Origin of the sequence: Mucilaginibacter rigui (assembly GCF_014773275.1) — a bacterium.
GTDB lineage: Bacteria > Bacteroidota > Bacteroidia > Sphingobacteriales > Sphingobacteriaceae > Mucilaginibacter > Mucilaginibacter rigui_A.
The window spans coordinates 81,092-105,829 of the sequence record NZ_JACWMW010000002.1 but is presented as its reverse complement, the minus strand read 5'-3'; the positions used below and the strand labels follow the sequence as shown (position 1 = coordinate 105,829).

At 45.8% G+C, this 24,738-nt stretch carries 27 protein-coding genes; 9 read left to right on the top strand and 18 right to left on the bottom strand.

The window, feature by feature from the left end:
* Positions 1 to 379: 379 nt before the first annotated feature.
* The 5 genes from IDJ75_RS07455 to IDJ75_RS07435 all read right to left on the bottom strand — a co-directional run bounded on the left by IDJ75_RS07455 (position 380) and on the right by IDJ75_RS07435 (position 5,849).
* Positions 380 to 1,477 (bottom strand): S41 family peptidase, encoded by a 1,098-nt coding sequence (locus IDJ75_RS07455; protein WP_191175010.1) that lies wholly within the window; start codon positions 1,475 to 1,477, stop codon positions 380 to 382.
* Between the two features lie 63 nt (positions 1,478 to 1,540).
* Positions 1,541 to 4,351 (bottom strand): DNA polymerase I, encoded by a 2,811-nt coding sequence (gene polA, locus IDJ75_RS07450; RefSeq protein ID WP_191175009.1) that lies wholly within the window; start codon positions 4,349 to 4,351, stop codon positions 1,541 to 1,543.
* Positions 4,352 to 4,497: 146 nt separating this feature from the next.
* A complete protein-coding gene (locus IDJ75_RS07445) occupies positions 4,498 to 4,998 on the bottom strand; it encodes a DNA-3-methyladenine glycosylase I (RefSeq protein ID WP_394368091.1) in 501 nt (166 codons plus the stop codon).
* 75 nt (positions 4,999 to 5,073) lie between these two features.
* A complete protein-coding gene (locus IDJ75_RS07440) occupies positions 5,074 to 5,415 on the bottom strand; it encodes a four helix bundle protein (protein ID WP_224746531.1) in 342 nt (113 codons plus the stop codon).
* 80 nt (positions 5,416 to 5,495) lie between these two features.
* Positions 5,496 to 5,849: a carboxymuconolactone decarboxylase family protein gene (locus tag IDJ75_RS07435; RefSeq protein ID WP_191175006.1), complete on the bottom strand. Its 354-nt coding sequence runs from the start codon at positions 5,847 to 5,849 to the stop codon at positions 5,496 to 5,498.
* 135 nt (positions 5,850 to 5,984) lie between these two features.
* Here IDJ75_RS07435 and IDJ75_RS07430 point away from each other — a divergent pair, with 135 nt between their 5' ends.
* The 3 genes from IDJ75_RS07430 (at position 5,985) to IDJ75_RS07420 (ending at position 8,026) form a co-directional block, all read left to right on the top strand.
* Positions 5,985 to 6,362: a VOC family protein gene (locus IDJ75_RS07430; protein WP_191175005.1), complete on the top strand. Its 378-nt coding sequence runs from the start codon at positions 5,985 to 5,987 to the stop codon at positions 6,360 to 6,362.
* 71 nt (positions 6,363 to 6,433) lie between these two features.
* On the top strand, positions 6,434 to 7,648 hold the full coding sequence (locus tag IDJ75_RS07425; RefSeq protein WP_191175004.1) for a hypothetical protein: 1,215 nt from the start codon (positions 6,434 to 6,436) through the stop codon (positions 7,646 to 7,648).
* A 15-nt stretch (positions 7,649 to 7,663) separates the two neighbouring features.
* The gene (locus IDJ75_RS07420; RefSeq protein ID WP_191175003.1) at positions 7,664 to 8,026 is read left to right on the top strand and encodes a VOC family protein; all 363 of its coding nucleotides are present in this window, start codon (positions 7,664 to 7,666) and stop codon (positions 8,024 to 8,026) included.
* A 199-nt stretch (positions 8,027 to 8,225) separates the two neighbouring features.
* Here IDJ75_RS07420 and IDJ75_RS07415 read toward each other — a convergent pair whose 3' ends face one another.
* The 12 genes from IDJ75_RS07415 to IDJ75_RS07360 all read right to left on the bottom strand — a co-directional run bounded on the left by IDJ75_RS07415 (position 8,226) and on the right by IDJ75_RS07360 (position 17,232).
* Entirely contained in the window at positions 8,226 to 8,558 is a 333-nt protein-coding gene (locus tag IDJ75_RS07415; RefSeq protein WP_191175002.1) for an MGMT family protein, read from the bottom strand.
* An 8-nt stretch (positions 8,559 to 8,566) separates the two neighbouring features.
* Positions 8,567 to 9,214, bottom strand: a complete 648-nt coding sequence (gene trmB, locus IDJ75_RS07410) for a tRNA (guanosine(46)-N7)-methyltransferase TrmB (protein ID WP_191175001.1) — start codon at positions 9,212 to 9,214, stop codon at positions 8,567 to 8,569.
* A gap of 346 nt (positions 9,215 to 9,560) precedes the next feature.
* Positions 9,561 to 10,016, bottom strand: a complete 456-nt coding sequence (locus IDJ75_RS07405; RefSeq protein ID WP_191175000.1) for a hypothetical protein — start codon at positions 10,014 to 10,016, stop codon at positions 9,561 to 9,563.
* 3 nt (positions 10,017 to 10,019) lie between these two features.
* Complete coding sequence (locus IDJ75_RS07400; RefSeq protein ID WP_191174999.1) at positions 10,020 to 10,361, bottom strand: phage holin family protein; 342 nt, start codon at positions 10,359 to 10,361, stop codon at positions 10,020 to 10,022.
* A gap of 48 nt (positions 10,362 to 10,409) precedes the next feature.
* Complete coding sequence (locus IDJ75_RS07395; RefSeq protein WP_191174998.1) at positions 10,410 to 10,676, bottom strand: YtxH domain-containing protein; 267 nt, start codon at positions 10,674 to 10,676, stop codon at positions 10,410 to 10,412.
* A gap of 66 nt (positions 10,677 to 10,742) precedes the next feature.
* Positions 10,743 to 11,789 carry an AI-2E family transporter gene (locus tag IDJ75_RS07390; protein ID WP_191174997.1) on the bottom strand — a complete coding sequence of 349 codons (1,047 nt, stop codon included), beginning with the start codon at positions 11,787 to 11,789 and terminating at the stop codon, positions 10,743 to 10,745.
* 82 nt (positions 11,790 to 11,871) lie between these two features.
* Positions 11,872 to 12,081: a hypothetical protein gene (locus tag IDJ75_RS07385; RefSeq protein ID WP_191174996.1), complete on the bottom strand. Its 210-nt coding sequence runs from the start codon at positions 12,079 to 12,081 to the stop codon at positions 11,872 to 11,874.
* Between the two features lie 2 nt (positions 12,082 to 12,083).
* Positions 12,084 to 13,496, bottom strand: a complete 1,413-nt coding sequence (locus tag IDJ75_RS07380) for a sigma-54-dependent transcriptional regulator (RefSeq protein ID WP_191174995.1) — start codon at positions 13,494 to 13,496, stop codon at positions 12,084 to 12,086.
* A gap of 171 nt (positions 13,497 to 13,667) precedes the next feature.
* A complete protein-coding gene (locus IDJ75_RS07375) occupies positions 13,668 to 14,255 on the bottom strand; it encodes a hypothetical protein (protein ID WP_191174994.1) in 588 nt (195 codons plus the stop codon).
* Positions 14,256 to 14,728: 473 nt separating this feature from the next.
* Positions 14,729 to 15,511 (bottom strand): enoyl-CoA hydratase/isomerase family protein, encoded by a 783-nt coding sequence (locus tag IDJ75_RS07370; protein WP_191174993.1) that lies wholly within the window; start codon positions 15,509 to 15,511, stop codon positions 14,729 to 14,731.
* 12 nt (positions 15,512 to 15,523) lie between these two features.
* On the bottom strand, positions 15,524 to 15,946 hold the full coding sequence (locus IDJ75_RS07365; protein ID WP_191174992.1) for a cobalamin B12-binding domain-containing protein: 423 nt from the start codon (positions 15,944 to 15,946) through the stop codon (positions 15,524 to 15,526).
* A 671-nt stretch (positions 15,947 to 16,617) separates the two neighbouring features.
* Positions 16,618 to 17,232, bottom strand: coding sequence for a hypothetical protein (locus IDJ75_RS07360; RefSeq protein ID WP_191174991.1), 615 nt, complete (start codon positions 17,230 to 17,232; stop codon positions 16,618 to 16,620).
* Positions 17,233 to 17,858: 626 nt separating this feature from the next.
* Here IDJ75_RS07360 and IDJ75_RS07355 point away from each other — a divergent pair.
* A complete protein-coding gene (locus IDJ75_RS07355) occupies positions 17,859 to 18,893 on the top strand; it encodes an AAA family ATPase (RefSeq protein WP_191174990.1) in 1,035 nt (344 codons plus the stop codon).
* A 116-nt stretch (positions 18,894 to 19,009) separates the two neighbouring features.
* Complete coding sequence (locus tag IDJ75_RS07350; RefSeq protein ID WP_191174989.1) at positions 19,010 to 19,966, top strand: DUF6371 domain-containing protein; 957 nt, start codon at positions 19,010 to 19,012, stop codon at positions 19,964 to 19,966.
* 745 nt (positions 19,967 to 20,711) lie between these two features.
* Here the strand turns inward: IDJ75_RS07350 and IDJ75_RS07345 are convergent.
* Positions 20,712 to 22,538: an FAD-dependent oxidoreductase gene (locus tag IDJ75_RS07345; RefSeq protein WP_191174988.1), complete on the bottom strand. Its 1,827-nt coding sequence runs from the start codon at positions 22,536 to 22,538 to the stop codon at positions 20,712 to 20,714.
* 78 nt (positions 22,539 to 22,616) lie between these two features.
* Here IDJ75_RS07345 and IDJ75_RS07340 point away from each other — a divergent pair, with 78 nt between their 5' ends.
* From IDJ75_RS07340 to IDJ75_RS07325, 4 genes are all read left to right on the top strand, one after another.
* A complete protein-coding gene (locus tag IDJ75_RS07340) occupies positions 22,617 to 23,147 on the top strand; it encodes a YfiT family bacillithiol transferase (protein WP_191174987.1) in 531 nt (176 codons plus the stop codon).
* A gap of 298 nt (positions 23,148 to 23,445) precedes the next feature.
* Positions 23,446 to 23,781, top strand: a complete 336-nt coding sequence (locus IDJ75_RS07335; protein WP_191174986.1) for a tRNA-binding protein — start codon at positions 23,446 to 23,448, stop codon at positions 23,779 to 23,781.
* Positions 23,778 to 24,152 carry an SdpI family protein gene (locus tag IDJ75_RS07330; protein WP_191174985.1) on the top strand — a complete coding sequence of 125 codons (375 nt, stop codon included), beginning with the start codon at positions 23,778 to 23,780 and terminating at the stop codon, positions 24,150 to 24,152. The genes IDJ75_RS07335 and IDJ75_RS07330 overlap by 4 nt, the downstream gene beginning before the upstream one ends.
* Positions 24,152 to 24,622, top strand: a complete 471-nt coding sequence (locus IDJ75_RS07325) for a nucleoside deaminase (protein WP_191174984.1) — start codon at positions 24,152 to 24,154, stop codon at positions 24,620 to 24,622. Before IDJ75_RS07330 ends, IDJ75_RS07325 begins: the two co-directional genes overlap by 1 nt.
* The last annotated feature ends 116 nt before the right edge of the window (positions 24,623 to 24,738 follow it).

Genomic DNA, 24,738 nt, shown 5'->3' with positions numbered 1-24,738 from the left:
TATATATTGGTTTAAGGTACTAAACATTTCCCCAAATGAACAAACACATAATTTGAAAAATGTGTTTAAAAAAGTGATATTATTTAATCAGAAATGGCGGTTAATTGCAATTTCGGCATAAATGAGAATTGGGGGGCGGGGTTATTTATAAATTTGTTAATAAGGTTTTGTAAGATGGCGAGAGACGCGAAGTATCGCGTCTCTACCGGATACGATCATGGAGAGATGCGGTACTCCGCGTCTTATAATAGATATACCGCCGACTTTTCACTTATAGATTGCTTGGTACTTTACATAATGGCATTGTATTAATGCGCTTCCAGCCAGTTCATGCCCGGGCTTTTACTCATACTGGCAGATTTAGTACAAGCTGTTATGTTTATCGCTCCAGGCGCTTTTGAATAAACCCGATCTTGTCTTTTTCAGTAGCGTTAATCTTTACATTTGGGGTTATCCCAATATTATCTATAGGGTATTGAGGCAGCCGTTTAGACCTTGCAATAGGAATAACAAGATTAAGGTCGGCACATGGAATATCAAAATACTGATAGCTGCCATAATCTAACATGCCTGCCGAATTTTCTCCGTAAACTTTTACTTTTTTGCTTTGCATCGCCATCAGTAAAAATGATTCGGTAGAGCTTGCGCTGTTTCTGTCTATTATTATAGCTACTTTTTTGGGGAATGTATAAACAGAGTCGAGTTTGATCTCGAACGATTCTTTACCGGATGGGTTTACAAATTGGTTAGGATGTAATTTCATCAGGCTAACCAGCTTCTTTAAAAAATCTTTAGCGGCCTCAGACATGTCGGGGTCTTTTAAGTTGCTTTCTAAAACGGTAATATTGTTTTTTGATGATCGGTATTCATCCGGTTTAATGTGCACCGGGTTAGCGTAGATATACGGCAGCAAAGAGTTGAATGCATAGTCGGTACCTCCGCCATTACCACGGATATCTATGATCCAGTTAGGCGCCGTTTTAAAGTTTTCATAATTGGCTTTAAAAAGGCTGTCAATTGTTTTTTTCTCACTCCATTCAAAAGAAGGTAGCCTGATCAGTATGGTGTTTGCATTAAGCTGCCTGATGCTTGTTTGGTTGTCCAACTTTTCGCTGGGCACGGGCGAAGCATCTTTAGCGGCGAAAAGCTTATTAAGCTGTTTCACCTGTTCCGGATATTTTTTGCGGTAACGCCAATCTAATTGTACCCGCAAATGATGGTCTTTAAAATAATTTACCCATGTTTTTAATATAACGTAACAAGAATCTGTGCCGGTTGCATTCGCTGCCCTTTGCCGCAGGCGTTCTGTGAAGGTATTAAACTCTTTAAGGTTTTTACTTTTTACTTTGTCGCTGTATCCCGAATAACTATCTGCTATATGGCTGGTTGTGTAATCAAAATTTACAAGGCAATCACAATTCTGGGCAAACGTACTTATAGGAAAGAAAGCAATAAAACAAAAAAGCAATTTTTTCATAAACCAGTTAAACTATTTGGAAGACGATAATCGGGGCCAAATAGTTACAAGGAATTAATATTCTTAATGCGCTTCCAGCCAGTTCAATCCTGTACCAATTTCAACCATAATCGGCACTTCGGTTTTGATGGCGGTTTTCATCTTGTCCAGTATAATGGGCTTTACAATTTCTATCTCGTGGTTAGGCACATCAAACACCAACTCATCATGTACCTGCATGGTCATGCGGGCATCCAGTTTCAGGGCTTTAAACTCCTTATGAATATTGATCATGGCTATCTTGATCATGTCCGCAGCCGAACCTTGTATCGGCGCGTTGATGGCATTTCGCTCGGCAAAGCCACGTACCGTTTGATTGGCGCTGTTGATATCGCGCAGGTAACGGCGGCGGCCCATCAGGGTGGTTACGTAACCGTTCTCGCGGGCAAAGTTCATGGTATCGGCCATGTATTGTTTGATGCCGGGGTACTGGGCAAAATAGTTTTCGATGATCTCGGCAGCCTCCTTACGCGGGATACCCAGGTTTTGTGATAGGCCAAATGCCGATTGCCCGTAGATGATACCAAAGTTTACCGCTTTGGCATTACGGCGCTGGGTGCTGTCTACATCTTCAATATTTACGCCGTACACTTTAGCGGCAGTAGCAGTATGGATATCAATATTATCAATAAAAGCCTGGCGCATATTTGGGTCTTTACTGATCTCGGCAATGATGCGCAGTTCTATCTGCGAATAATCGGCAGATACGATGCTGTGGTTCTCATCGCGCGGGATAAAGGCTTTCCTCACCTCGCGGCCACGCTCGGTACGGATAGGGATATTTTGCAGGTTAGGGTTGTTTGAGCTTAAACGCCCGGTTGCCGCCACCGCCTGGTTATAGCTGGTATGTACCCGGCCTGTTTTTGGGTTCACCATGGTTGGCAAGGCATCTACGTAGGTAGATTTCAGCTTTTGCAACTGCCGGAAATCCAATATGTCCCTTACAATATCGCTTTTGGCGGCAAGTGCTAAAAGCACATCCTCGCCGGTTTGGTATTGGCCGGTTTTGGTTTTTTTGGCCTTCGGGTCAAGCATTAGTTTCTCAAACAGCACCTCGCCCAGTTGCTTTGGCGATGCTACATTGAACCTTACACCGGCTTTTTCAAATACGGTTTTTTCCAGCGCGGCAATATCGGTTTCCAATAGTTTGGAAAAATCCTTTAATGTTTCGTGGTCAATCTTTACGCCTTCGTGCTCAATATCGGCCAGTACGTATATCAGCGGGTTCTCAATTTTATGCAGCAGGTCTTCGGCCTCTACTTCTTTTATCTTAGGCTCAAAAACGGTGCGTAGCTGCAGGGTAACATCGGCGTCTTCGGCGGCGTAGTCTTTTATTTTTTCAATTTCCACATCGCGCATGTTGCCCTGGTTTTTACCTTTGGGGCCAATCAGCTCGGTAATAGAAACGGGTTTGTATTGCAGATAGTTTTCTGCCAGGATATCCATGTTGTGGCGGGTATCCGGGTCTATCACGTAATGCGCCATCATGGTATCAAAAAGGTCGCCCTTCATTTCCACACCGTACCATTTCAGCATCAGTATATCAAACTTCAGGTTCTGCCCGGTTTTGCCAATGTTGCCATCCTCAAAAACAGGTTTAAATTCGGCGACTATCTTAATGATCTCAGCCTCCTCAACAGGTACGGGCACATACCATGCCTGGTTATGCTTCACCGCGAATGATAAACCCACCAGCTCGCATTGGTTGGCATCGGTGCCGGTGGTTTCGGTATCAAAGCAAAAATGCTTTTGCTGCTTTAGTATGTTAATAAGGTCGGCGCGTTTCTCAAAGGTATCGGCCAAAATATATTCGTGCTCAATGGTGTTGATGTTCTTGATTTCAACAGGGGTTGGCGCTTCGTAGATATCCTGCACATCAACCGATAGGGTGGTGCGGCCATCAGCAACAGGGTTGCCAAACAGGTCGGTTTGTACTGATACGGCACGGGTTTCGGTAATGCTGAAATCATCGCCAAACACACGGCGGCCAAGGGTTCGGAATTCCAGCTCGGCAAAAAGTGGCTCCAGTAAGTCTTTACTTGGCGCGCACATTTCCAGCCCCGCCTCATCCAGTTCAACTGGTGAGTTCAGGTTAATGGTAGCCAGTTTTTTCGACATCAGGCCCTGTTCGGCAAACTTCTCTACGTTCTCACGCAGCTTACCTTTCAATTCATGGCTGTGGGCTATAATTTCTTCAACCGATCCATATTGTTTGATGAGGGTTTTAGCCGTTTTTTCGCCAACGCCGGGGATGCCGGGGATACCATCTACCGCATCGCCCCAAAGGCCCAGGATATCTATCACCTGCTCCGGGCGTTCTATCTCCCATTTTTCCAGTACTTCCTTAACACCCAGTATCTCCATATCGTTACCCATGCGGGCCGGTTTGTAAATGCGGATATTCTCTGACACCAGCTGCGCAAAATCCTTATCAGGTGTCATGCAGTAAACCTGATAGCCTTTTTGCTCGGCTTTTTTGGCAAGGGTGCCTATAATATCATCGGCCTCATAACCATCGCTGGTTATGAGCGGGATGTTGAAACCTAAAACTACTTTAAATATATAGGGAAGAGCTTTACTTAAATCCTCGGGCATGGCCTCGCGGTGCGCTTTGTATTTTTCATATTCGGTATGGCGCTCGGTAGGGGCATCGGTATCAAAAACCACGGCCATGTGGGTGGGTTTCTCTTTACGCAGAACCTCCAGCAGGGTGTTGGTAAAACCCATAACCGCCGAAGTATTTAGTCCCCCCGAGGTAAAGCGCGGGTTTTTACTCAAAGCAAAATGCGCCCGGTATATCAGGGCCATACCATCCAATAGAAAAAGCTTCTTCATTTTTATTATTGATAGCACCGATGTTAGGATTACACCGATTATTCAAAAGTACAATTCACGATGTTAATATCGAACACAGAATTTCGAATATTGAATGATGAAATACTTTGGCGTTCCAAATTCAGCATTCGGGATTCGTTATGATATTACCTAAAGCTGCATTCCGGGATATGATCATTCACCATCCCGGTGGCTTGCATGTGGGCGTAGCAAATGGTGGTACCAAAGAATTTAAAACCGCGCTTTTTCATGTCCTTGCTTATCGCGTCAGATTCGGGTGTGCTAACGTGCGGGCCTGTGTAGGTAGTGATAGGTTTACCATCGGGCATAAAGCTATACAGGTAGTTATTGAACGAGCCAAACTCCTTTTGCACCTCTATAAACAGCTTTGCATTATTAATGGCTGCATCTATCTTTAAACGGTTGCGGATGATGCCCGCATCATTCATTAATCGTTCCTTATCCTTGTCATCAAACTTTGCCACCTTTTGCACATCAAACCCGGCAAAGGCTTTGCGGTAATTATCGCGCCTGCGTAAAATGGTTATCCAGCTTAAGCCAGCCTGGGCAGCTTCCAGGGTCAGGAACTCGAAAAGTACCTTATCATCATGCGTGGTTTTGCCCCATTCTTTATCGTGGTATTCCATGTAAAGCGGGTCTGTTCCGCACCAGCGGCATCTCTTTAAGTCTGGAGTCGAAAGTCTTGAGCCTGAAGTCATCGCTTATTTAAATTTATCGGGATTGTTAATCATGTATATCAAAAGATAACCCACTTCTTCACTTTGCTTATTAAGTTCATTATATTTCTCTTGAGATATATAATTGCACGCCAAAGAAGCGTCGAGCCATGCTTGAGTCTCGGCGTTTTCCATTTCAGAATCAGTAAGCTTACTGATAAAATGATTGGGATATTTCCGTTTTTTGTAAGCTTCAGCAATAGAAGCAAACACAGATCTCGAAGATCTTCGTATTTGGTCAATTAAACTATATGTTTCTTCTTTAGGAAAGTTTTTCGTCAACCAGAAAATTTCCATCGCAAGTGCAAACGACTTTTTATAAGCCATTAGATCTCTAAACGAACTCATTATAAATAGATTTAAGTTGGTTTAAAGATATAATTAATGCGGACTTTTTACTAAAGACTTCAGACTTTAGACTCAAGACTTAATTCATCCCAATACTCAACCGCCCGGCGGTAATGCGGGATAACGATAGAGCCGCCTACCAGGTTGGCTATCATAAATACCTCGTTCATTTCGTCGTGCTTTACGCCTGCTTCGTGGCATTTACCCAGGTGGTATTTAATGCAATCGTCGCAACGTAAAACCATAGATGCTACCAGGCCCAGCATTTCTTTTGTTTTCACGTCTAACGCGCCATCGGCATAGGTGGTGGTATCAAGCGCGAAGAAGCGCTTGATGTTGGTGTTGGCGGTTTCCATAATCCTCTCGTTCATTTTGGTACGATAGGCTTCAAAGTCGTTTATTAATTGTCCCATAGGGTGCTTATTTAGTAATTTGTTGAGTTAGTGAATTAGTGATTTGAAATCACCATCATATTATTTTTAAAGGTATAAATGTTTATTTTCATACAGCCCGATTTATCCTAAATTTACCGTATAATTAAAACCAATATGGAAAGTTTATCCCCCAACATTTTTGTAACCGACATAAAAGCTACCGTATCTTTTTACAGGCTACTGGGCTTTGAAATAACCATGAGCGTACCCGAAACCGGCGATGATTTGGTTTGGGTGATGATGGCCAACGGCAAGGTTACCGTTATGTTCCAGACGTTTGAGAGCCTGGCTAACGACCTGCCGCAGATAAACCGTACCTATGGCGGCTCGCTTCTGCTATATATCAACCTAACAAACATCCAAAGTTTTTTTGAGGGAATAAAAGATAAGGTTACCGTACTTAAAGGCCTTGAGAAAACGTTTTACGGCGCTACAGAATTTTCTATACTGGATAATAACAACTACGTTTTAACTTTTGCTGAGCACGAATAAGATTAGGTAGTTAGCAAACAGGCGGGGTAAATTCAATATTTCTGTTATTTTCGCGCTCCTAAACTTTATACATGAAATATATTTTTACCGCACTTGTCCTAATTGTAGTGTGCCCGTGCATCAGCAAAGCACAAAATAATTTTAAATCCGGCTACATTGTTAATTTTCAGGGTGACACCGTAAGGGGTGTGATTGACCATCACGAATGGTGGAATACCCCCCAAACCTTTTTATTTAAAAAAACGAATAACGATAAGCCCGAAACGTTAACAACCGGCGAAGCACGCGAAGTAGCCTTCAGTGAGTTTGAACATTATATAGCTTTTACGGCATCAATAAGCAAAGGCAAAATAGACCCACCAAACCTGCCATCGTCAATTGACAGCACATCAATTACTGCTGATGTTTTTTTGAAGCTAATTTACCGTGGCAAACAATCCTCGCTTCTGTCATATAAGGATGGGGTAAAAACACGGTTTTATACTTATGAGGAGGCCGATCATTCTATTACAGAATTGAATTATTATGTTTTTAGCGAAAACGGGCATGTAGTAAAAACTGTAAGATCATACCAACTGCAATTACTGGCGCTGGTAAATAAGTATAACGTTACAAATGATAAGCTTACCCGTAAAATAATGGCTGCCAGTTATAATGAGGGCGATTTGTTTAAAGTTTTGCAGTTGTTAAACAACGATGATACAAAAGTGAGCAACCGTAAAAGCCTTGTTGGACTGCGGTTATTTGCCGGTGGTGGCGGCCGGAATGCTACCCTTACTTTTAGATCATATGATGCTGTAGATGCAGGCGCCAGTGTTAAAAATTCCGGGGCGTTTTTTTCGGCCGGTGCCGACCTGCTATTTAATAAAAATACCAGAAGAGCATTTTTCAGGGGCGAATTCACCTACTTCAATAATACCTTTGTAAGGGATAATATCCCGTCGCAATTTAATAGCGGGCATTATAATAACAGCCTTAATGTAAAGCAAACTACTTTCGGGTTTTTACCACAGTTTATTTATAATTTTTACGAAACGGATGATGTTAAGTTTTTTGCAGGGTTAGGTTTAGGCATCAACTGGTCTACCTATAAACTTAATGTTTCAAAATCTGACGCGTTAGATATTGAATTTGACAAGAACTGGTTTTCACTTCCTATAAAAATGGGCGTATTGTTTAATAACCATTTCGAGGCGCATATAGGCTATACTACTTTGGGTACAGTACAAGGTATTGGCGCTATTAATCATTCGTCGTTTGAAGGTGGCATCAACTACCTGTTTTAATACGTAACTTGGTATATGATCTCTTTTAAACGAGCCGACCATTTTCATGTTTGCGTACCGCCCGAAAGGTTGGAGGAAGCAAAAGCGTTTTATACAAAAGTACTCGGACTGGAACTGATTGACCGGCCCAACCATCTTTTCTCATCTGCCGGGTACTGGCTAAACATTGGCGATGTGCAGTTGCATATTGGTGTTGAGCCGGCGTTGCCCCGAAGCATCCGCCATACCGCCATGGAGGTTGCCGATGTGGATGCCGCACGCAACCATTTGGAAGCTAACGGTGTGGAGATAGTGGAAGAACCGGTTATCCCCGGCCGCCGCCGCTTTGCCTTTATAGACCCTTTTGGTAACCGAATGGAGTTGCTGCAACTTGTATAAGGCGCTGCAAAATTGTTGGCTTGTTTCTGCGTTACCAATTATAGTTTTGGGATGTTTAGGATGTGCCTTTAAAGCTGCACCGGTTTATAGCGTTAGCCATTGTTTTAGGGATGATGGTTGCCGCGTCCACTCTTTTTAAGTATGATGGGCGTACCAAACCCTATTTTGCCGGCCCGGGGATATTTTGGCTAATAGTGCGTTAAAGCGCCAATTCTATAGCCGGGTCCCAAAAAATAGCTTTAAAGTTTTGCACCTGGTTGTCTATAACCTCAATGCCTTCGCTTTGCAGCATCTGCTCCATAGTATCACCCCCAAAATGGAATTTACCCGTTAGTAAGCCCTGTTTGTTTAATACACGGTGCGCAGGTACGGGTGGGTTTGCAGTGCCGCAAGCCATCATGGCGTAACCTACTATGCGCGATGATTGCTTAGAGCCCAGGTAAGCCGCTATAGCACCATAGGATGTTACCCTGCCCTTAGGGATCTGCCTGACCACATCATAAACATTGTCGAAAAAGGTATAGTCGGGCATGGCAGTGGTTAAAATGAGAACTTAAGGTAGTTGATGTTTTTATTATGCTGAAGGTATTTTTTCTCGTAATAGGTTTTGATGGATAATACCTCATTGGCATGTTCAGAATGATAAAGGTCTTCGGTCTTCACAAAAAGCTGCAGGTTAAGTTCGGCTATTTTTTCGGCGGTATAAGCGTGCAGGCCATCATTATCGGTTTTCAAGTTCATGTAGCCGCCAGGCTTCAATACAATGCGGTACATATCTAAAAAGCGTGGCGAGGTAAGGCGTTTCTTTTCGCGGCTTAGCTGCGGCTGCGGGTCGGGGAAGGTGATCCAGATCTCGTCTACTTCGCCGGGGGCAAAATAATCAACCAGGTTCTCTATCTGCATCCGCAAAAAGGCAACGTTGTTTACGCCTTCTTCCAGCGCGGTTTTTGCCCCGCGCCAAATGCGGTTACCCTTGTAATCAATCCCAATGAAATTTTTATCCGGGAACATCTGCGCAAGGTTAACGGTGTATTCGCCTTTACCGCAGGCCAGTTCCAGTACAACCGGGTTGTTGTTTTTGAAAAACCCGGAGGCCCAGTTGCCTTTAAATGGTTTACCGGCATCTAACTGTAAAACATTGCTGAATGTTTCTATCTCGGCGAAGCGCCTTATCTTATCTTTTCCCATAAAAATGCAAAAATAAGTATTTGTGGTGTTAACATGGATTTTTTTTAACCACGGAGGTCACGGAGGGAAAAGCACAGTGTGCACAGAGGTTTAGAATTTGATTATGATATGGGGTGGTATGTGCGATCCGATACCTATCGGATCCCTCCCCAACGAGAGGTTGCAGGGAGGGAATGGAAAATAAGTTTAATAAACACATCATAGCAAAATCTCTGCGCTTCTCCGTGAAAACCTCTGCTAACGCTGTGGTTAAACCCAAAACCTGCCTAAATTAAAAAAGGGATAAACCCTGTAGGTCTATCCCTTCTCCACTAAAACTGTGTTTCGCAACAGGGTTTTAAGATTTTTAATATGGCTGATATGCCGGTACGTCGTCTTTTTCAAGCACTATCCCGGTTTCTTTATCTTTTTTATCTTTCTTTTTAAAAAGGTTGTTAAATAAACCTTTTGCCTTGCCCCAAACACCACTAACATTGTCTTCGCTGATGTAATGCGATGCCTTTTGCGACAATATGCCCACCAGTGTTTTAACAATGAAGTTAGAATGCCTGAACAATGTTTTGTTTAAGGCCAGCGGCAACGCAAACCTTGATATAAGGCCTAACAGGTCCTGGTTAAAAAAGCCTGCACCTTTTATGCCATCAACCGTTGGCGATTTTGGGAACAGCGAAAGCACTGTTGTAAAAATAGCCGATGGCCCGCTAAACCTGGCTTTTAAGGCTATAGCCTGCTGGGCTTCTAAATTTTTCAGGCGGCCAATTTCGCCCTGCAGCTCCAATATATTTCTGATAGGTGTTCCCATACGTTATTTAAAAAATTTTCTGACCATTGCGTTTATAATTGGCCTTTCAAAACTGCGTTTGGCAAATGCTATTATCGTTGCAATAAGTGCATACAAAACGGTAACGCATGCAAACCCCTGCCAGTATGAGTGCAAAACATCGGCCATGAATAACGCCAGCGTGAAACTTGCGAATAAAAAGGTTAACACCAATACCACTATAATGGCCAAATCGGTTATAACATCGGCTATGATAGACGTACTGCGCTCAATAACTTCGTATTTCAAGAGTTTAAAGCGTGTTTCAGCATACTCTTTTAGCTGGTCAATAATCGGGCGTGTTGGTTCTTCTTTTTCGGGTTCCATATATTATAGTTTGTTGCGGGTTAATTGATATATACCTGCAACGGTAAATTATGCGTGTTCCAGGTCGTCCTGATATTCTTCTTCGGCGCCTCTAACTTTGGTTTTTATATTATCAACCACTTTGTCTTTTAAGCCAACAAGTTTATCAATTTCTGCAGCGGCTGTTTCTTTTATAGAATCGCCAAGGTTTATTAATGATTCTGAAAGCTTGTCGCGTGTTTCGGTGCCTTTGTCAGGTGCAAATAAGATTCCTAATGCCGCTCCTGCCGCTAATCCTGCCAGCAGCGCGACAACCACTTTTGTGTTATCGTTCATATTATATTAATTTATTAGTTGAATATTTGTTTTTATAATTATTAAATAAGTTTATTTCTTGAATGTTTATTGCATTTCGGGCCCGGTCCGTATGCGCTCCAGCCTGTCGGCGGCCATGCGGTTGGTTTCATATATTTCCAATAATAGCAAAAAATATGACAGCAACACAGGCCCAAAAACCAAGCCAAGAATACCAAACAGCGGTAAACCAATAAATACCCCTATAACGGTTATAATGGGGTGTGTATTGCCAATACGCCGGTTTATGATCATGCGCAACACATTATCAACATTGCCAATAAATAATATACCATATAATAATAATATTACCCCTTGTACCTTTTCGCCATTGGCATAAAGCATAATACTGGCGGGGATGCAGAGTGTTGGCGCGCCCACTACCGGCAAAAACGATATAAAAGCGCCTATAACCCCCCAAAAGATAGGGTCGGGGATGTGGAAGATCCAGAAACCGTTGGCCAGTAAGGCGCCTTGTACCAATGCTATTATACCCTGCCCCAATACGTTTGAGTAGGTAGAATTACGCAGCTCGGTAGCGAATTTTAAAGCATGTTGCTCGCGGAAGGGCGCATATTTAAGCAAACCTATTTCAAACTCGCGCATCTGCACAAACATAAAGTACAGCAAAAAATACATTACCAGCAGGGTAAGTATAATGTTGGCGGCGCTGCCTAAAATTGATGGAAAAAGATCGGCAGCGTAAGCCCCTAATTTTTGCAGGGTGCTTTCGGCAAAGTGTGGCTGATTAAGGTTGGCGCCGGTAAATGCGTCAATTTTTTGTGTCCATTTATCAATATTAAGTTCCTCGCGGTTAATGCCTGATATTTTGCCTATCACCATAATACTTAACGACAGGAACGGGATAACGATAACGACGAGCGAAATGAGAATTATGATCATCGCCGAAAGCGCCTTGTTAAACCTGCGCCGCTCTACCATATACAAATAAAACGGGCGGAAGATAGTGAATAGCACTATGGCGCCCAGTATAGAGCTGAAAAGCTCGCTTAAGGCATACAGTAAGAAACAGCCAAGCACAACTATGCTTACCAGTATAATATTATTGCGTTGCTTATAATTAAAAATGGACATTGGTTACCCCTTGAAGAGCTAAATTGTGATACTAATATATAACAAAAAAGCACCAATAAGTTTTGGCGCTTTTGTATAAAATTTATTTAAACCCATCCAGCAGCTCATCTATTTTTTTGGCCGATTGTGACAGGCTGTCAAAGTATAAATTCAAATCGCCTTTGGGGTCGTCAACCTCATACTTAAGGCCTTCTAAAGCCAGTTGTATGTTTGATAGCTGGTTGCGTATATCGTGCTTCAGTAAATCAAAAACCTTGCTATTTGCCGGGTTGGTTGCATCATGGTGCGCCATAATTATTTCAGGTTAATGGCTTTCATTTTATTGTAAAGCGTTTTACGGTCGATGTTGAGGATCTCGGCTGCCTTGGTTTTATTAAAGTTAACCTCGCGCAGCACCTTTAAAATAGTTTCGTGCTCGGCGCCAAGAGCGGCGTTCTTCAGATCGTGTTTTGGCTCTTTAGCATCATTTGCAACAGAAGTATTTGCCGGCTCAAATGGCGATGACACCTTAAAGTTAGAGATCTCAAGCGGAAGCGTTTTCATGCTTATTTCGTTACCCTCGCTAAGCAAAGTAGCGCGGCGTACCACGTTCTTAAGCTCGCGGATATTGCCCTGCCAGCGGTAGTTCATAAAGCACTCTACTACTTCGGGGGCAAAGCTGGTTACGTTACGGTCAAGCTCCTGATTGGCTATTTTCAGGAAATGTTCTGCCAGCATCATAATATCGTTACCGCGCTCGCGCAGGGGCGGCATGTAAATACTGAACTCGTTAAACCTGTGGTAAAGGTCCTCACGGAAACGGCCTTTTGAGATGCCGTCCTGTAAGTTCTCATTGGTGGCTATAATGATGCGCACATCCAGGTCAATCTCTTTGGTGCTGCCTATGCGTTTTACCTTGCGTTCCTGCACGGTGCGCAGCAGGGCGGCCTGTATCTCGTACGATAGGTTACCCACTTCATCCAAAAACAAAGTGCCGCCGTTAGCCATTTCAAAGTGGCCTATCTTGGTGTATAATGCCCCGGTGAATGATCCTTTTTCGTGGCCAAAAAATTCGCTCGCGGCAAGCTCTTTGGTAAGCGACCCGCAATCCATAGCCACAAATGGCTGGTTATGGCGCGGGCTGTTTAAGTGGATGCTTTTAGCTACCGACTCTTTGCCCGTACCGCTTTCGCCCAGTATAATAACACTGTAGTTGGTTGGTGCAACCAGCTCTATCTGTTTCAGTAATTCTTTTGATGCACGGCTGGTGCCTACCACAAACTCGCCCGATAGTATTTGCTTTTTACCTTCTTTGGGTGGTTTATCAAGCGTGGTATAATCGTTTGCGGCCATTTCCTGCAGGGCGTACTGGGTTTCAATAGCCTTGTTAATGGTGTTCAGGATCTCATCGGGATATAGGGGTTTGGTGATATAATCATAAGCCCCCATTTTAATAAGTTCAACAGCCATCTTAATATCCGAGTAGCCGGTTATAATAATAACGCCTGTTTTTGGATAAAGCGCTTTGATGTTTTTAAGCATCTCACGGCCATCGGTATCTTCCAGCCTAAAATCGCACAGTACCAGGTCGAAGTCGGTTTTTTTCAAAAAATCCATCCCTGTGCCACCATTTGCAGCCGTGCTTACCTCAAAACCATTGCGTACCAAAAATTTTGATAGCAACAATCCAACATTAACTTCATCATCTATGATGAGTATTTTTTTCATAGCAGCAATTACTGTTTACAGGTAAATATATTAAGCAGGTTAAGGTACAAATATTTGCTAATTTACCAGAATTATTATTAACTATGGGTAAAAATATGGCTTATAAACAAAAAAGGAGGCCATAAGCCTCCTCTTTTTAATGCTGTTTTTAATAGGCAAATGCCCTGGTTTTTAGAAACCGTAAGCAACGCGTAAACCTAAAAAGCTTACTTTGCTGTTATCAACACCAGTTGTGTATTTGGTAGTAGCTTCGTAACGTACACCGGCATCAATAAAGTTACCGCTTGCGCTAACCGGGAACTGAACACCAACTTGCGGAGCATAAACAAACGCGGTTGATTTATCATAACCGGTTTTGTCTTTGTTTAGCAAGAAAGCAGCACCTGCTTCGCCCTGTACATAAAAGTTTGGTATAACAAAGTATTTTAAACCTGCTTTTACCGGTAATAACTGTACGTTAGGTACATCAAGGCCGGCTACACCGCCTAAATCTTTTTTACCGAATACGTTGTTAAAACCTGCGTTAACAGTTACAAATAATTGTGATGCCACAGGGATATCTGCCTGTACCGAACCACCAAGGTTCCATTTGTATGCGTCTTTAAAGTTGCCTACAGGGATGCCTGCCTCAACGCCAATGCTGTAGCGTATACCGTCTTTAGTTGTAGTAGAAGTAGATGTTGTTGTTTGTGCTTTAGCTGCTACAGATAAGCCTGCAAATGCTAAAACCAATGTTGCGATTTTTAGTGAACTTTTCATGATATAATAATATTTAGATAACGTGCTTTTTTGTATTGCACGGCACAAAGTAAAGCACGAAAACCTATATCATTTTTCATCCAATTGTCACGATTATTCAATCGATTGATTGATAGCGAATTAAATTTGACCCATCGGTGCAAATAGTCAGGATAGTGTAAATTATATGTTAAAAAGTGCCCTGTAGTATGAAATTTGGATGAAAATTGAATTTGATGGTTTTTAACCACAGAGGCCACGGAGAGGAAAAATGCACAGAGGGAGCGAAGGTTTTTTGTTTTTTGGAGGCTTTGTGATGGGGAATATAGTTAAGCATTTTATTCGCCGCCTTGCTATCGTTTAGGCACAGTTAATTATAGATCCTTCGCTATCGCTCAGGGATGATAAAAAAGGGAATAAAAAAGGCGCAAAGTTTTACCTCTGCGCCCTCTGTGAAAATCTCTGCTAACGCCGTGGTTAAATACCTGATTATTTTACTCCCCCTTAAACTCCGCTTTCCTTTTCTCTAAAAAGGCCGATACCCCTTCCTTAAAATCTTTTGTGCCAAAGCAGCGGGCAAACTCCTCAATCTCGGTATCAAAGCCGTTAACCCCGTCGGCATGGGCATCATTTACCGCACGGATGGCCGCGGCAAGGGCCAGCGGGGCGCGGGTTAATATCTTGTTCATTATCTCTTCGGCTTTGGGCAGCAAATCATCCTGAAAAACCACATGGTTAACCAGCCCCAGTTGCAGCGCCTCGGCAGCGGTAACCATATCGGCCGTCATGATCATCTCAAGCGCCTTGCCCCGGCCAACCAGCTGTGTTAACCTTTGCGTGCCGCCGTAGCCCGGTATTAAACCCAAAGTAACCTCGGGCAGGCCCATTTTGGCGTTATCAGATGCTATGCGGATGTGGCAGGCCATGGCCAGCTCCAAACCGCCGCCCAGGGCAAAGCCGTTTACTGCCGCTATTACCGGCTTGTTGCCGCCGGCTATCACATCAAACACGCGCGATTGCCCGTCGTAGGCTATCCTGCGGCCGCTGTCAACATCCTTGCCTGCAAACTCGCTGATATCAGCCCCGGCCACAAAGGCCTTGGTGCCCGCGCCGGTAATAATAATACCCCCAACGTTGTTGTTGCTAAAAGCCTGTGTTAAGGCGGTGTGCAGCTCGGCCAGGGTAGCCTGGTTAAGGGCGTTAAGCTTGCTTTCGCGGTTTATAGTAATATAGTGTATGCGGCCCTTGGTTTGGGCCAGTATGTTCTCAAACTCCATAGTGCAGTAACGTTAAAAATTACGGTTTGCGTGTACCCAGTTGGTAATATAGGTAACAATATCGGCGGTGCTGGTACCGGGCGGGAAAAGCTCGCCAACGCCTATCTTCTTCAGCTCGGCCATATCATCGGCGGGGATAATACCGCCGCCGGTAAGCAGCACATCGTCCATCTTTTTCTCTTTTATCAGCGCCATTACCTTGGGGAAAACCGTCATGTGCGCGCCCGACAGGATGCTGATGCCAATAGCGTCCACATCCTCCTGCAGGGCGGTGTTCACCACCATTTCGGGCGTTTGGCGCAGGCCGGTGTAAATTACCTCCATACCCGCATCACGCAGGGTGGTGGCAATAATGCGTGCACCGCGGTCGTGCCCGTCAAGGCCTACTTTGGCAACTAAAACACGTATAGGGCGGTTAAATTGGTTCTCGCTCATATTTAGCAGATGGCATTAAAAGCTCATCAAAGTTAGTAGAAATTAGTTAATTGGAGAATGGTTGATTGAGTGATTAGTTGGGCTGGCGGCGAATACCAAATTCCCTCCCCCGGGAGGGGTGCGGTGGCCTGTGTAGTGGCAGGGAGGGGTTGTTAGTGAGGCATAGTTGCATAAACCCCTCCCTGCACCCTCCCGTGGGGAGGGAATAGCACCGGCCCGCGCCTTTAGTTCCCCTCTTGAGAGGGGTTAGGGGTGTGTTAGCCGATATCCGGTAAAGCAAAGGCAGTGGTGCTTATGCCCCGATAGCCCCGTTATCCGCTCATACGCCCGCAGGCCTTAAGCGCGAAGCCGGTATCCGCTGCTACCGGGTTTAGGGGTGTCCGTCCGTCCGCAGGTACGGACATGGTGGACGGGGGGCGGACGGTTTACAACCCGATTTACCCTAAAAAGGCGTTTTGGGGCGTTTTTTGGTCAATTTTGGTGGTTTTTGGCGTTTGCAAGCCGTTATAGGGCGTCCCACGGGCGGTTTAGGACGTTTTAGGGCCATTTGTTGATTTCGGCATCCTGTTTTTGGAATGAGGTATGAGGGGGGAATTTTGTTCGCCTTGCTTGTTTACCACAAGCGAGGGCGCTTGCTGTAGCGGGGGTAGAATAAGCTTTGGCAGCGTTGGCTAATTATGTACTATTGTCAATGTGCCAAACCAATAGATTAATCCTAAAACAGCAAAAACTCCTGTAATGAGCCCCCAAAGCTGCACGATGGGAAGACGCTTTAATAAAAGCCAAAGCTTTTCTAAAGTTATACCTGTTAGTTGGACTGTATTTTCTTCCAAATGCTTAATTTTATTTTTTGCAACATTTAATTCGATTTCAATTGTTTGATTTAAATTCTGCAAACTTTGAGTTTTGATTTGAAGTTGAGTATTTTCACTCTGAAATCGAGAAATGTCGACATTTAGCTGAAAAATCTCTTGTTGAAATTTGTTACCTTCATCAACTTCTGCGTCATCAACATGAGTTTTAATTATATCAATATACGATTGAATTAACTTCTGAGCAGTTATTTTGCGATAATTTATATATTCAGGGGAATTCGTTTTTGAAAAAGGCGACCTAAAAACGAAATTATCTATTTTATGGCCTTTATCTTCTGTATTGAAGATTTCATTTAAATGCTCGATCGTTTCAGCTTTCCAAGCGATTTGATTAAATTCATCACTAAACACTTTGTCTCGACATTCCTCTAAAATTTCTATCGCTTTTTTCTTCTGAACTTTAATTTCCATTTATAAAACTAATAATATTAACTTTATTAAAAAATCATGGCGAAGATAATACTGCTCACAAGCATTAAGAATAAAGTTGGATAACCCCGTTTATATCAATTTTGTACGATATTTTAGAGAAATTCACGAGCGACATGATGGATTAGAAAACGGTTATAGTATTTGACGATAAGTATCTTATAACTATAAAAGAAACGCCCCAAGAGGTAGCTAAAAAGCTTGGAACATCTATCCCCCCCGTCCGTCCGTCCACCCCTCCCCAACCTTTCGGACACTCCCGGACACTTTTTTAAAATATTCTTTATTATATACAGATATTTCTTTATATTTGTATCGGACATAATCCTCCCGGGCAGTTAGCCCGTCCGCAACTGTCCGCAGCCATTGGCTCTCACGGACGGACGGACACCCAACCAAACATCGTACTATAGCGCAGCTGCCTTTAACGGGGCACTGTTGAAAGCCTCTTGTTAAAATGGGTTATTGGAGGGGCTATTTCTAATAAATGCTACGCATTTATAATTAGTGAATGACTGATTTAGTGAATTAGTGATTGAGGAAGCCCTTTCACTAACTCGCTGAATTTAAAATTCGCTAAATCACTATTTCACTAAATCACCAATTATATGACCCTCAACCTAAACGCTGCCGACCTGCAAACCCGCAGCCTAAACCTGTTAAACCAACCCGATGCCGTTAACGATAGCGTACTGATGGTGCGCGATGCCAACTACTGGATGCAGGAGGCCAGCCAAACCGCTATCCCGCTGATGCTTTTTGGTAAGTTTTGGCACCAGGGCGAGGTGTGCATCCTGTTTGCCGATAGCAACCTGGGCAAAAGCATCCTTGCTGTACAAATTGCCGATGCCATTACCAAAGGCACTGGTATTGCCCCCTTTGAGGTGGAAGCACCCGCCCAACCCGTTGTGTATTGCGATTTTGAGCTTACCGACAAACAGTTTGAAGCCCGCTACTCTGACGAGTACACCAACCATTACCAGTTTAACCAAAACTTTTTACGCGGCAAGATCAACTCGGATATTGAACTGCCAAACGGCTTTAACGATTTTGATGAGTACCTGATACACGACCTTGAACGCTGCGTTATTGCCACCAACGCCAAGGTGCTTATTATTGATAACCTTACCTACCTGCGTAACGAAACCGAGCAGGCAGCAGGCGCCCTGCCGTTAATGAAACAGCTTAAAAACCTCAAAAATAAGTACGACCTAAGCATATTGGTACTGGCCCACACCCCCAAGCGCGACCTAACCCAGCCCATTACCCGTAACGATTTGCAGGGCAGTAAAATGCTGATGAACTTTTGCGACAGTGCCTTCACCATTGGCGAAAGCAACGCCGATAACAGCATGCGCTACCTTAAACAGATAAAACAGCGCAATACCGAGCAGGTGTACGGCGACAGCAACATTTGCCTTTGCCGCATTAGCAAGCCCAATAACTTTTTACAGTATGAGTTTGTAGCCTTTGGCGAGGAATGGCAGCAGCTGATGCGCAAAAAGGGCAATACCAACGAGGAGCTTACGGCCAAAGCGGTTGAACTGAGTGCCCAGGGCTACAGCCTGCGCGATATTGGCAACGAGCTGAACATATCGCACCAAAAAGCCGACAGGCTGCTCAAAGCCGCCATCAATTGCTAACCCGTAAAAGCGTCCGTCCGTCCGCAGGTGCCGTACTCCCCGGACGGACGGACGGGATTAAGATATGCAGATGACGCGAAGAACAATGACCCAATGACTCAATGACGCGAAGCATAATGACTCACAAATACCACTTACAACCCTACAGTGGTGCGCCATCGCGCTACCGCTGCCCCGGGTGCAACCATCGCACCAAAACCTTTACCCGCTATATTGATGCCGGTACCGGCGAACACCTTGCCCCGCACGTTGGCCTTTGCAACCGGCAGGATAACTGCGGCTACCATTTTACCCCAAAGCAGTATTTTGCGGCAATAGGGAATTATCCTGTAGCCACCGTAAGCAGGCAAATAGCCCCTAACCATAGGCAGCGCACAGCACAGCAGCCCGACTATTACATAAGCCCCGATTATGTGAACAGCAGCTTTGCAGATTACCACAGGAATAACTTTTATCAGTACCTTATTGGCAGGTTTGGGCTGGATGTAGCCGCACGCCTTGCACAGCAATACCGCATAGGCACCAGCGGCCACTGGCACGGCGCTACCGTGTTTTGGCAGCTTGATGCCGATGGTTATGTGCGTACCGGCAAAATAATGCTGTATGATAAACAAAGCGGCAGGCGCGTTAAGCAACCCTATAACCACATTACCTGGGCGCATACCCATATCTTGAAACAGATGGACGGGGGCAACGGGCAGCAGCCTGCCAACTTTGTGCTGAACCAATGTTTATTCGGCGAGCATTTGCTGATTGCGGGGCCATACAAGCCCGTGGCTATTGTAGAGAGCGAAAAGACCGCCATAATAGCTGCCGCCTTAATGCCTGCCTTTATATGGCTGGCCAGCGGCAGTTTAGAGGGGCTGAACCCCGCTAAATGCAAAGTGTTACATGGCCGTAAAGTGATGCTGTTCCCCGATGTGAATGCTTACAGTAAATGGAAGTTAAAGGCTATGGAGTTGCAAAGGGCGCTACCAGGTACCACGTTCAGGGTATCGAACGAGTTGGAGTGTTTAGCCACAGCCGCCGACAGGAAGAAGGGGGTGGATTTGGGTGACGTTGCATTTGTGTAGATGGAAAGCGTCCGGCGGTTGTCCGCAACAGCGGCAGCAGCGGACGGACGGACAAGTTTAGTGAGCAGTGAATAGTTGATTGGTGATTGGTTGGAACTTCTATCAAGAGGAGAACCAAACCCCCTTGTCATCCTGAGCTCGTCGAAGGATTTGCGAGGCGGGTGGTTCGACAGGCTCACCATGACAGGGTGGTTATTTACACATCGGCAAACACACCCCTAACCCCTCTCAAGAGGGGAACCAAACCTCCTTGTCATCCTGAGCTTGTCGAAGGATTTGCGGCGGGTGGTTCGACAAGCTCACCATGACAGGGTGGTTATTTACATATCGGCAAACACACCCCTCTCAAGAGGGGAACCAACCTCCTTGTCATCCTGAGCTTGTCGAAGGATTTGCGAGGCGGGTGGTTCGACAAGCTCACCATGACAGGGTGCTTTACATATCGGCAAGAGGGGAACCAAAGCTCCTTGTCATCCTGAGCTTGTCGAAGGATTTGCGAGGCGGGTGGTTCGACAAGCTCACCATGACAGGGTGGTTATTTACATATCGGCAAACACACCCCTAACCCCTCTCAAGAGGGGAACCAAACCCCTTGTCATCCTGAGCTTGTCGAAGGATTTTGCGAGGCGGCTGGTTCGACAGGCTCACCATGACAGGGTGCTTTACATATCGGTAAACACACCCCTAACCCCTCTCAAGAGGGGAACCAAAGCGGCGCTTCACTCGTCAAAACAACCACACTCACCTAATCAACCAGTTTGCCGGTTATATCAACCCGGCGGGCAAAGGGGTTAAAGAAACGGTTGGCCAGTACGGCAAACTCGCGGCGGGTGGCGGGGCGTTTGGGATTGAACGGGGTGCTGAAGCGGTAATACGTTTTCCAGGTACGGCGGATGGCTTCCTGTAGCTCGGCAGGGTCGCGCAGGGTAATTTCGCTGATGTAGCTGAGCAGGTTGTTCAGGGTAAAGGTTTCGCCAGGTTTTTCTTTACCAAACCATATAAAGGCCCGCGAGTATAGCTCGGTAAGCAGCGGCTGCACCTCGGCAGTGCGCACGGCGCTATCGGGCATAAACAATACCTGCGCGGTTTGGCCGTGGGGTTGTTGTACGCCCTGCAGCATGCCCGTTGCGGCCACCTGCTGTATGGCGCGGAAGTCGCGGTCGGTTTGGGCAATGTCGGCAAAGGGCAGCAGGGTACCTTTATGGTCAAGTATCTCGCCCTGTATGGTGCGCACGTCAAGCTGTTTGGTAGTGCGCTTAAAAAATATGCAGAAAGCGGCAGCAGCCCCGGCGCCCTGCCCAATGGTTATTTGTACGGCGGGGCTGGTAACAGCGCCATTCACCAGATGCGTTACCGAGAGGGCTTTTTCTAACACCAGCAGGTTCTCCTGATCTTTAGTCACCACGGCCCCCAGCGGCACGCTAAACGCCGGGAAGGGCGGGTAGGCAATATGCGGCACACCGGCTACGCTGTAGTGCTGCCCGGGCAGGGCATCGGCCACGCCAATGCTGGTGCGGTAAAGCTTGCTTTGGCGGTTGTAGGGGGTGTAAATATCATCCAATACCATGCGTACCATGCCTGCGGCGCGGCGGTTCTCGCGTATGTAGGGGAGGTACGGCAGGTGGTCGGCGGTTTTAAAATCGTCGGCAAGGCCAAGGTTTTTTTGGCCCAGGGCGGTTTGCAGGTAATAGATGAGCCCCAGCGTACGCAGCCTTGCCTTGGCAAAGGTGGCCTCGCGGTTCTCGGGTTTCAGGTCGTCGGCAGTAACGGAGTATTGGTTGCCGCAGTTTTCCCAGTTAATAAGGTATTTATCGTTAGGCAATACGGCAGCGGCAAGCAGTTTTTTTACATCGGCAGCCTTCAGGCAGGCGTATTGCGTTGCGTTGTAGCCTTCGGGTTTGGGGATGGTGCGGTCGGCATCGCGGCCAAAATCTTTCAGGATAGCCAGGTAGCTGATGTCCTGTATCTGGTTGGTGGCGTTCCCGGGCGCAAGGGCTTCTTTGGTATCGTCGCGGCTATCAAACCCTGCGGTAAGCAGTACGCCTGCGGCAGCGGCTACATCGCCAGGCTCGGTGGCATCAACCACTATTTTTGCTTTAATGATGAGGGGCTTGCCGTTATCCATTACGGTAACTACCCAGTCGGTACCATCTTTTTTGATGGAGGTAAATGGGGTGTTAAGCTTTACGGTAAGGTTTTTAACGGTATCGGTTATTTTTTTGAGGATAGCTGCACCGGTGGACGGCTCAAACACCAAAGGGGCGTTGCGGGTGGTATCGTACCCTAAACGGGGCTTATAAAACTCGCGGATGTGGCCTCTGAACTCGGCGTAAATGCCCGATGCCAGGTTACGGTTTTCGGGAACGATGGACATGCCGCCGCTGGTTGCGCTGCCGCCCAGCCAGGGGCCCTGCTCTACCAGCAGAGTTTTGATGCCACTGCGGGCGCTTTGTATGGCCGCGGCAACACCGCCTGCCCCGCCGCCTACCACCAATACATCGGTGCGGATGGTTTCGGCAAAGCCGGTGGTACATTTAAGCAAAAGGCATATCAGCAGTAACTTTTTAATCATCAGTAAACCAAAATAACTGTAAAACGCTAAATTAGCCCAATTCCTTACGGAACAACAAAATTTAACATTTTAAGCACCATGACAGACGAACAAATGCGCTACCCGATAGGGAAATTCGTACCCCCGGTATCGTACACGGAAGATGATATGCGCCGCTGGATCCACGAAATTGCCACCCTGCCGGGCCGCATCCGCGAAGCTATTATAGGTTTAACCTACGAGCAGCTGGACACCCAGTACCGCACCGGCGGCTGGACACTGCGCCAGGTTGTACACCACCTTGCCGACAGCCACATGAACTCGCTTTGCCGCTTTAAACTGGCCATTACCGAAAATAACCCCACCATAAAACCATATGACGAGGCCGGCTGGGCCATACAGCCCGATTACCGCCTGCCCGTTGAGCCATCCCTTAAAATGCTCGATGGTATCCACCAGCACATGGTAGCCCTTTTTGAAACCTTTAGCGAAGACCAGTGGAACCGCACCTTCATCCATCCGGAGAGTGGCAGCGTAACGCCCTTAAAAAAGAACCTGGCCCTGTACGCCTGGCACGGTAACCACCATTTGGCGCATTTAACAGAAACGGTTAAGAAGATAAGGCAGTAAACCTCACACCGCCATGTCATTTCGAACGAGGTACGAGGAGAAATCTTCTACGAGCAGTAAGTAGGTTATAGATCGGCACGCTAATAATATCGCCGCTCATTCGCCGCGGAGGGCTGTTACTTTGTCTTCCCCGCACAGAGCCTTTACCTTTTGGCCCGGTTTTTTGTCAGGCCTTTACGCTCGTTCGATACCTGGCATGCTTCATTAACACACACTCAATACCTTCGTCCGCCCATGTCCGCACAAAAAAACGGACGGACACAAACATAATTAAAAGCAACACCCTACCTTTGCCCGTATGGAAACCATTACTTGGAACGATTTTGAAAAGGTTGAACTGTGTGCCGGTACTATACTGGAGGTGGCCGACTTCCCCGAAGCGCGTAAACCTGCTTATAAACTGAAAGTTGATTTTGGGCCGCTGGGCATTAAACAAAGCAGCGCGCAGATCACCAAACACTATACAAAAGAAGAGTTGCCCGGTAAACAGATACTGGGCGTGGTAAACTTCCCTAAAAAGCAGATAGCCACGTTTATGTCGGAGTTTTTGGTAACCGGCCTTGCCGATGAGAACGGCGATATTGTACTCAGCGCTATTGATAAACCTGTGCCCAATGGCAGTAAACTGATATGATATTTGCAAACTGGATAGTTGGCCCGCACCTGATAGGTGTACTATTCCTCCTGGCGGGGCTTATACAAAAGCGCTACCCGCCAAAACAGATCAACAGCCTTTACGGCTACCGCACCACGCTATCCATGAAAAACCAGCAAAACTGGGACGAAGGCAACCGCTACTCTACCGCGCTTATCATTAAATGCGGGTGGGTGTTGGTAATAACGGGCATAATTATTACAGCATTATTTATGCTGTTACCCCTAAGCCCCGAAGCGCGTACCCTTACTAAAATTATTTTAATGCTTGTGGGCGCTTTTGCCACAGTGATGGTGCTTTTCAGATCAACCGAAAAACATTTAAAAAACACATTTGACCAAACTACCTGATGCGATATATAACATTTGGCGATGAACAGCCCGCCATCTCTCCGGATGAGTTTTTCATGAACGAGGCCCTGAAGGAAGCCCGCCAGGCGCTGAAAGAGGACGAGATACCCATTGGTGCAGTAGTGGTTTGCAAAGGGCAGATCATAGGCCGTGGCCATAACCTTACCGAGCGGTTAAACGATGTAACCGCACACGCCGAAATGCAGGCGCTTACCGCGGCCGTAAACTCAATGGGCGGCAAGTACCTGCCCGAGTGCACCTTGTATGTAACTATGGAGCCTTGCGTAATGTGCGCAGGTGCAAGCTACTGGTTCCAGATAGGGAGGATAGTTTTTGGGGCTTATGATGCGCAGCGCGGTTTCGGCAGGCTTAACCAAACCATTACCCACCCCAAAACGCTGGTAACAGGCGGCATCCACGAGAATGAATGCTCGCAACTGGTAAAGGACTTTTTTAAATCGAAGCGGTAACAGGAGGCCAATGTGCGATAGTGGATGGGCGATAGCAAATACGGGGGACTACTTAACAAAAACTTGACATTCATATAGAACAATTACCTGCTTCAACCCTTATATTTGCTACATCA

Bases quoted from the DNA above. Each gene is read 5' to 3' on its own strand.
- IDJ75_RS07440 (WP_224746531.1), bottom strand. From the start codon at position 5,415: ATGGCTTATAAAAAGTCGTTTGCACTTGCGATGGAAATTTTCTGGTTG.
- IDJ75_RS07355 (WP_191174990.1), top strand. From the start codon at position 17,859: ATGACCCTCAACCTAAACGCTGCCGACCTGCAAACCCGCAGCCTAAAC.
- IDJ75_RS07405 (WP_191175000.1), bottom strand. From the start codon at position 10,016: ATGGGAACACCTATCAGAAATATATTGGAGCTGCAGGGCGAAATTGGC.
- IDJ75_RS07350 (WP_191174989.1), top strand. From the start codon at position 19,010: ATGACTCACAAATACCACTTACAACCCTACAGTGGTGCGCCATCGCGC.
- IDJ75_RS07380 (WP_191174995.1), bottom strand. From the start codon at position 13,496: ATGAAAAAAATACTCATCATAGATGATGAAGTTAATGTTGGATTGTTG.
- IDJ75_RS07430 (WP_191175005.1), top strand. From the start codon at position 5,985: ATGGAAAGTTTATCCCCCAACATTTTTGTAACCGACATAAAAGCTACC.
- IDJ75_RS07455 (WP_191175010.1), bottom strand. From the start codon at position 1,477: ATGAAAAAATTGCTTTTTTGTTTTATTGCTTTCTTTCCTATAAGTACG.
- IDJ75_RS07385 (WP_191174996.1), bottom strand. From the start codon at position 12,081: ATGGCGCACCATGATGCAACCAACCCGGCAAATAGCAAGGTTTTTGAT.
- trmB (WP_191175001.1), bottom strand. From the start codon at position 9,214: ATGGGAAAAGATAAGATAAGGCGCTTCGCCGAGATAGAAACATTCAGC.
- IDJ75_RS07390 (WP_191174997.1), bottom strand. From the start codon at position 11,789: ATGTCCATTTTTAATTATAAGCAACGCAATAATATTATACTGGTAAGC.
- IDJ75_RS07360 (WP_191174991.1), bottom strand. From the start codon at position 17,232: ATGGAAATTAAAGTTCAGAAGAAAAAAGCGATAGAAATTTTAGAGGAA.
- IDJ75_RS07400 (WP_191174999.1), bottom strand. From the start codon at position 10,361: ATGGAACCCGAAAAAGAAGAACCAACACGCCCGATTATTGACCAGCTA.
- IDJ75_RS07335 (WP_191174986.1), top strand. From the start codon at position 23,446: ATGGAAACCATTACTTGGAACGATTTTGAAAAGGTTGAACTGTGTGCC.
- IDJ75_RS07375 (WP_191174994.1), bottom strand. From the start codon at position 14,255: ATGAAAAGTTCACTAAAAATCGCAACATTGGTTTTAGCATTTGCAGGC.
- IDJ75_RS07330 (WP_191174985.1), top strand. From the start codon at position 23,778: ATGATATTTGCAAACTGGATAGTTGGCCCGCACCTGATAGGTGTACTA.
- IDJ75_RS07415 (WP_191175002.1), bottom strand. From the start codon at position 8,558: ATGCCCGACTATACCTTTTTCGACAATGTTTATGATGTGGTCAGGCAG.
- IDJ75_RS07445 (WP_394368091.1), bottom strand. From the start codon at position 4,998: ATGGAATACCACGATAAAGAATGGGGCAAAACCACGCATGATGATAAG.
- IDJ75_RS07420 (WP_191175003.1), top strand. From the start codon at position 7,664: ATGATCTCTTTTAAACGAGCCGACCATTTTCATGTTTGCGTACCGCCC.
- IDJ75_RS07435 (WP_191175006.1), bottom strand. From the start codon at position 5,849: ATGGGACAATTAATAAACGACTTTGAAGCCTATCGTACCAAAATGAAC.
- IDJ75_RS07340 (WP_191174987.1), top strand. From the start codon at position 22,617: ATGACAGACGAACAAATGCGCTACCCGATAGGGAAATTCGTACCCCCG.
- IDJ75_RS07425 (WP_191175004.1), top strand. From the start codon at position 6,434: ATGAAATATATTTTTACCGCACTTGTCCTAATTGTAGTGTGCCCGTGC.
- IDJ75_RS07365 (WP_191174992.1), bottom strand. From the start codon at position 15,946: ATGAGCGAGAACCAATTTAACCGCCCTATACGTGTTTTAGTTGCCAAA.
- polA (WP_191175009.1), bottom strand. From the start codon at position 4,351: ATGAAGAAGCTTTTTCTATTGGATGGTATGGCCCTGATATACCGGGCG.
- IDJ75_RS07370 (WP_191174993.1), bottom strand. From the start codon at position 15,511: ATGGAGTTTGAGAACATACTGGCCCAAACCAAGGGCCGCATACACTAT.
- IDJ75_RS07395 (WP_191174998.1), bottom strand. From the start codon at position 10,676: ATGAACGATAACACAAAAGTGGTTGTCGCGCTGCTGGCAGGATTAGCG.
- IDJ75_RS07345 (WP_191174988.1), bottom strand. From the start codon at position 22,538: ATGATTAAAAAGTTACTGCTGATATGCCTTTTGCTTAAATGTACCACC.
- IDJ75_RS07325 (WP_191174984.1), top strand. From the start codon at position 24,152: ATGCGATATATAACATTTGGCGATGAACAGCCCGCCATCTCTCCGGAT.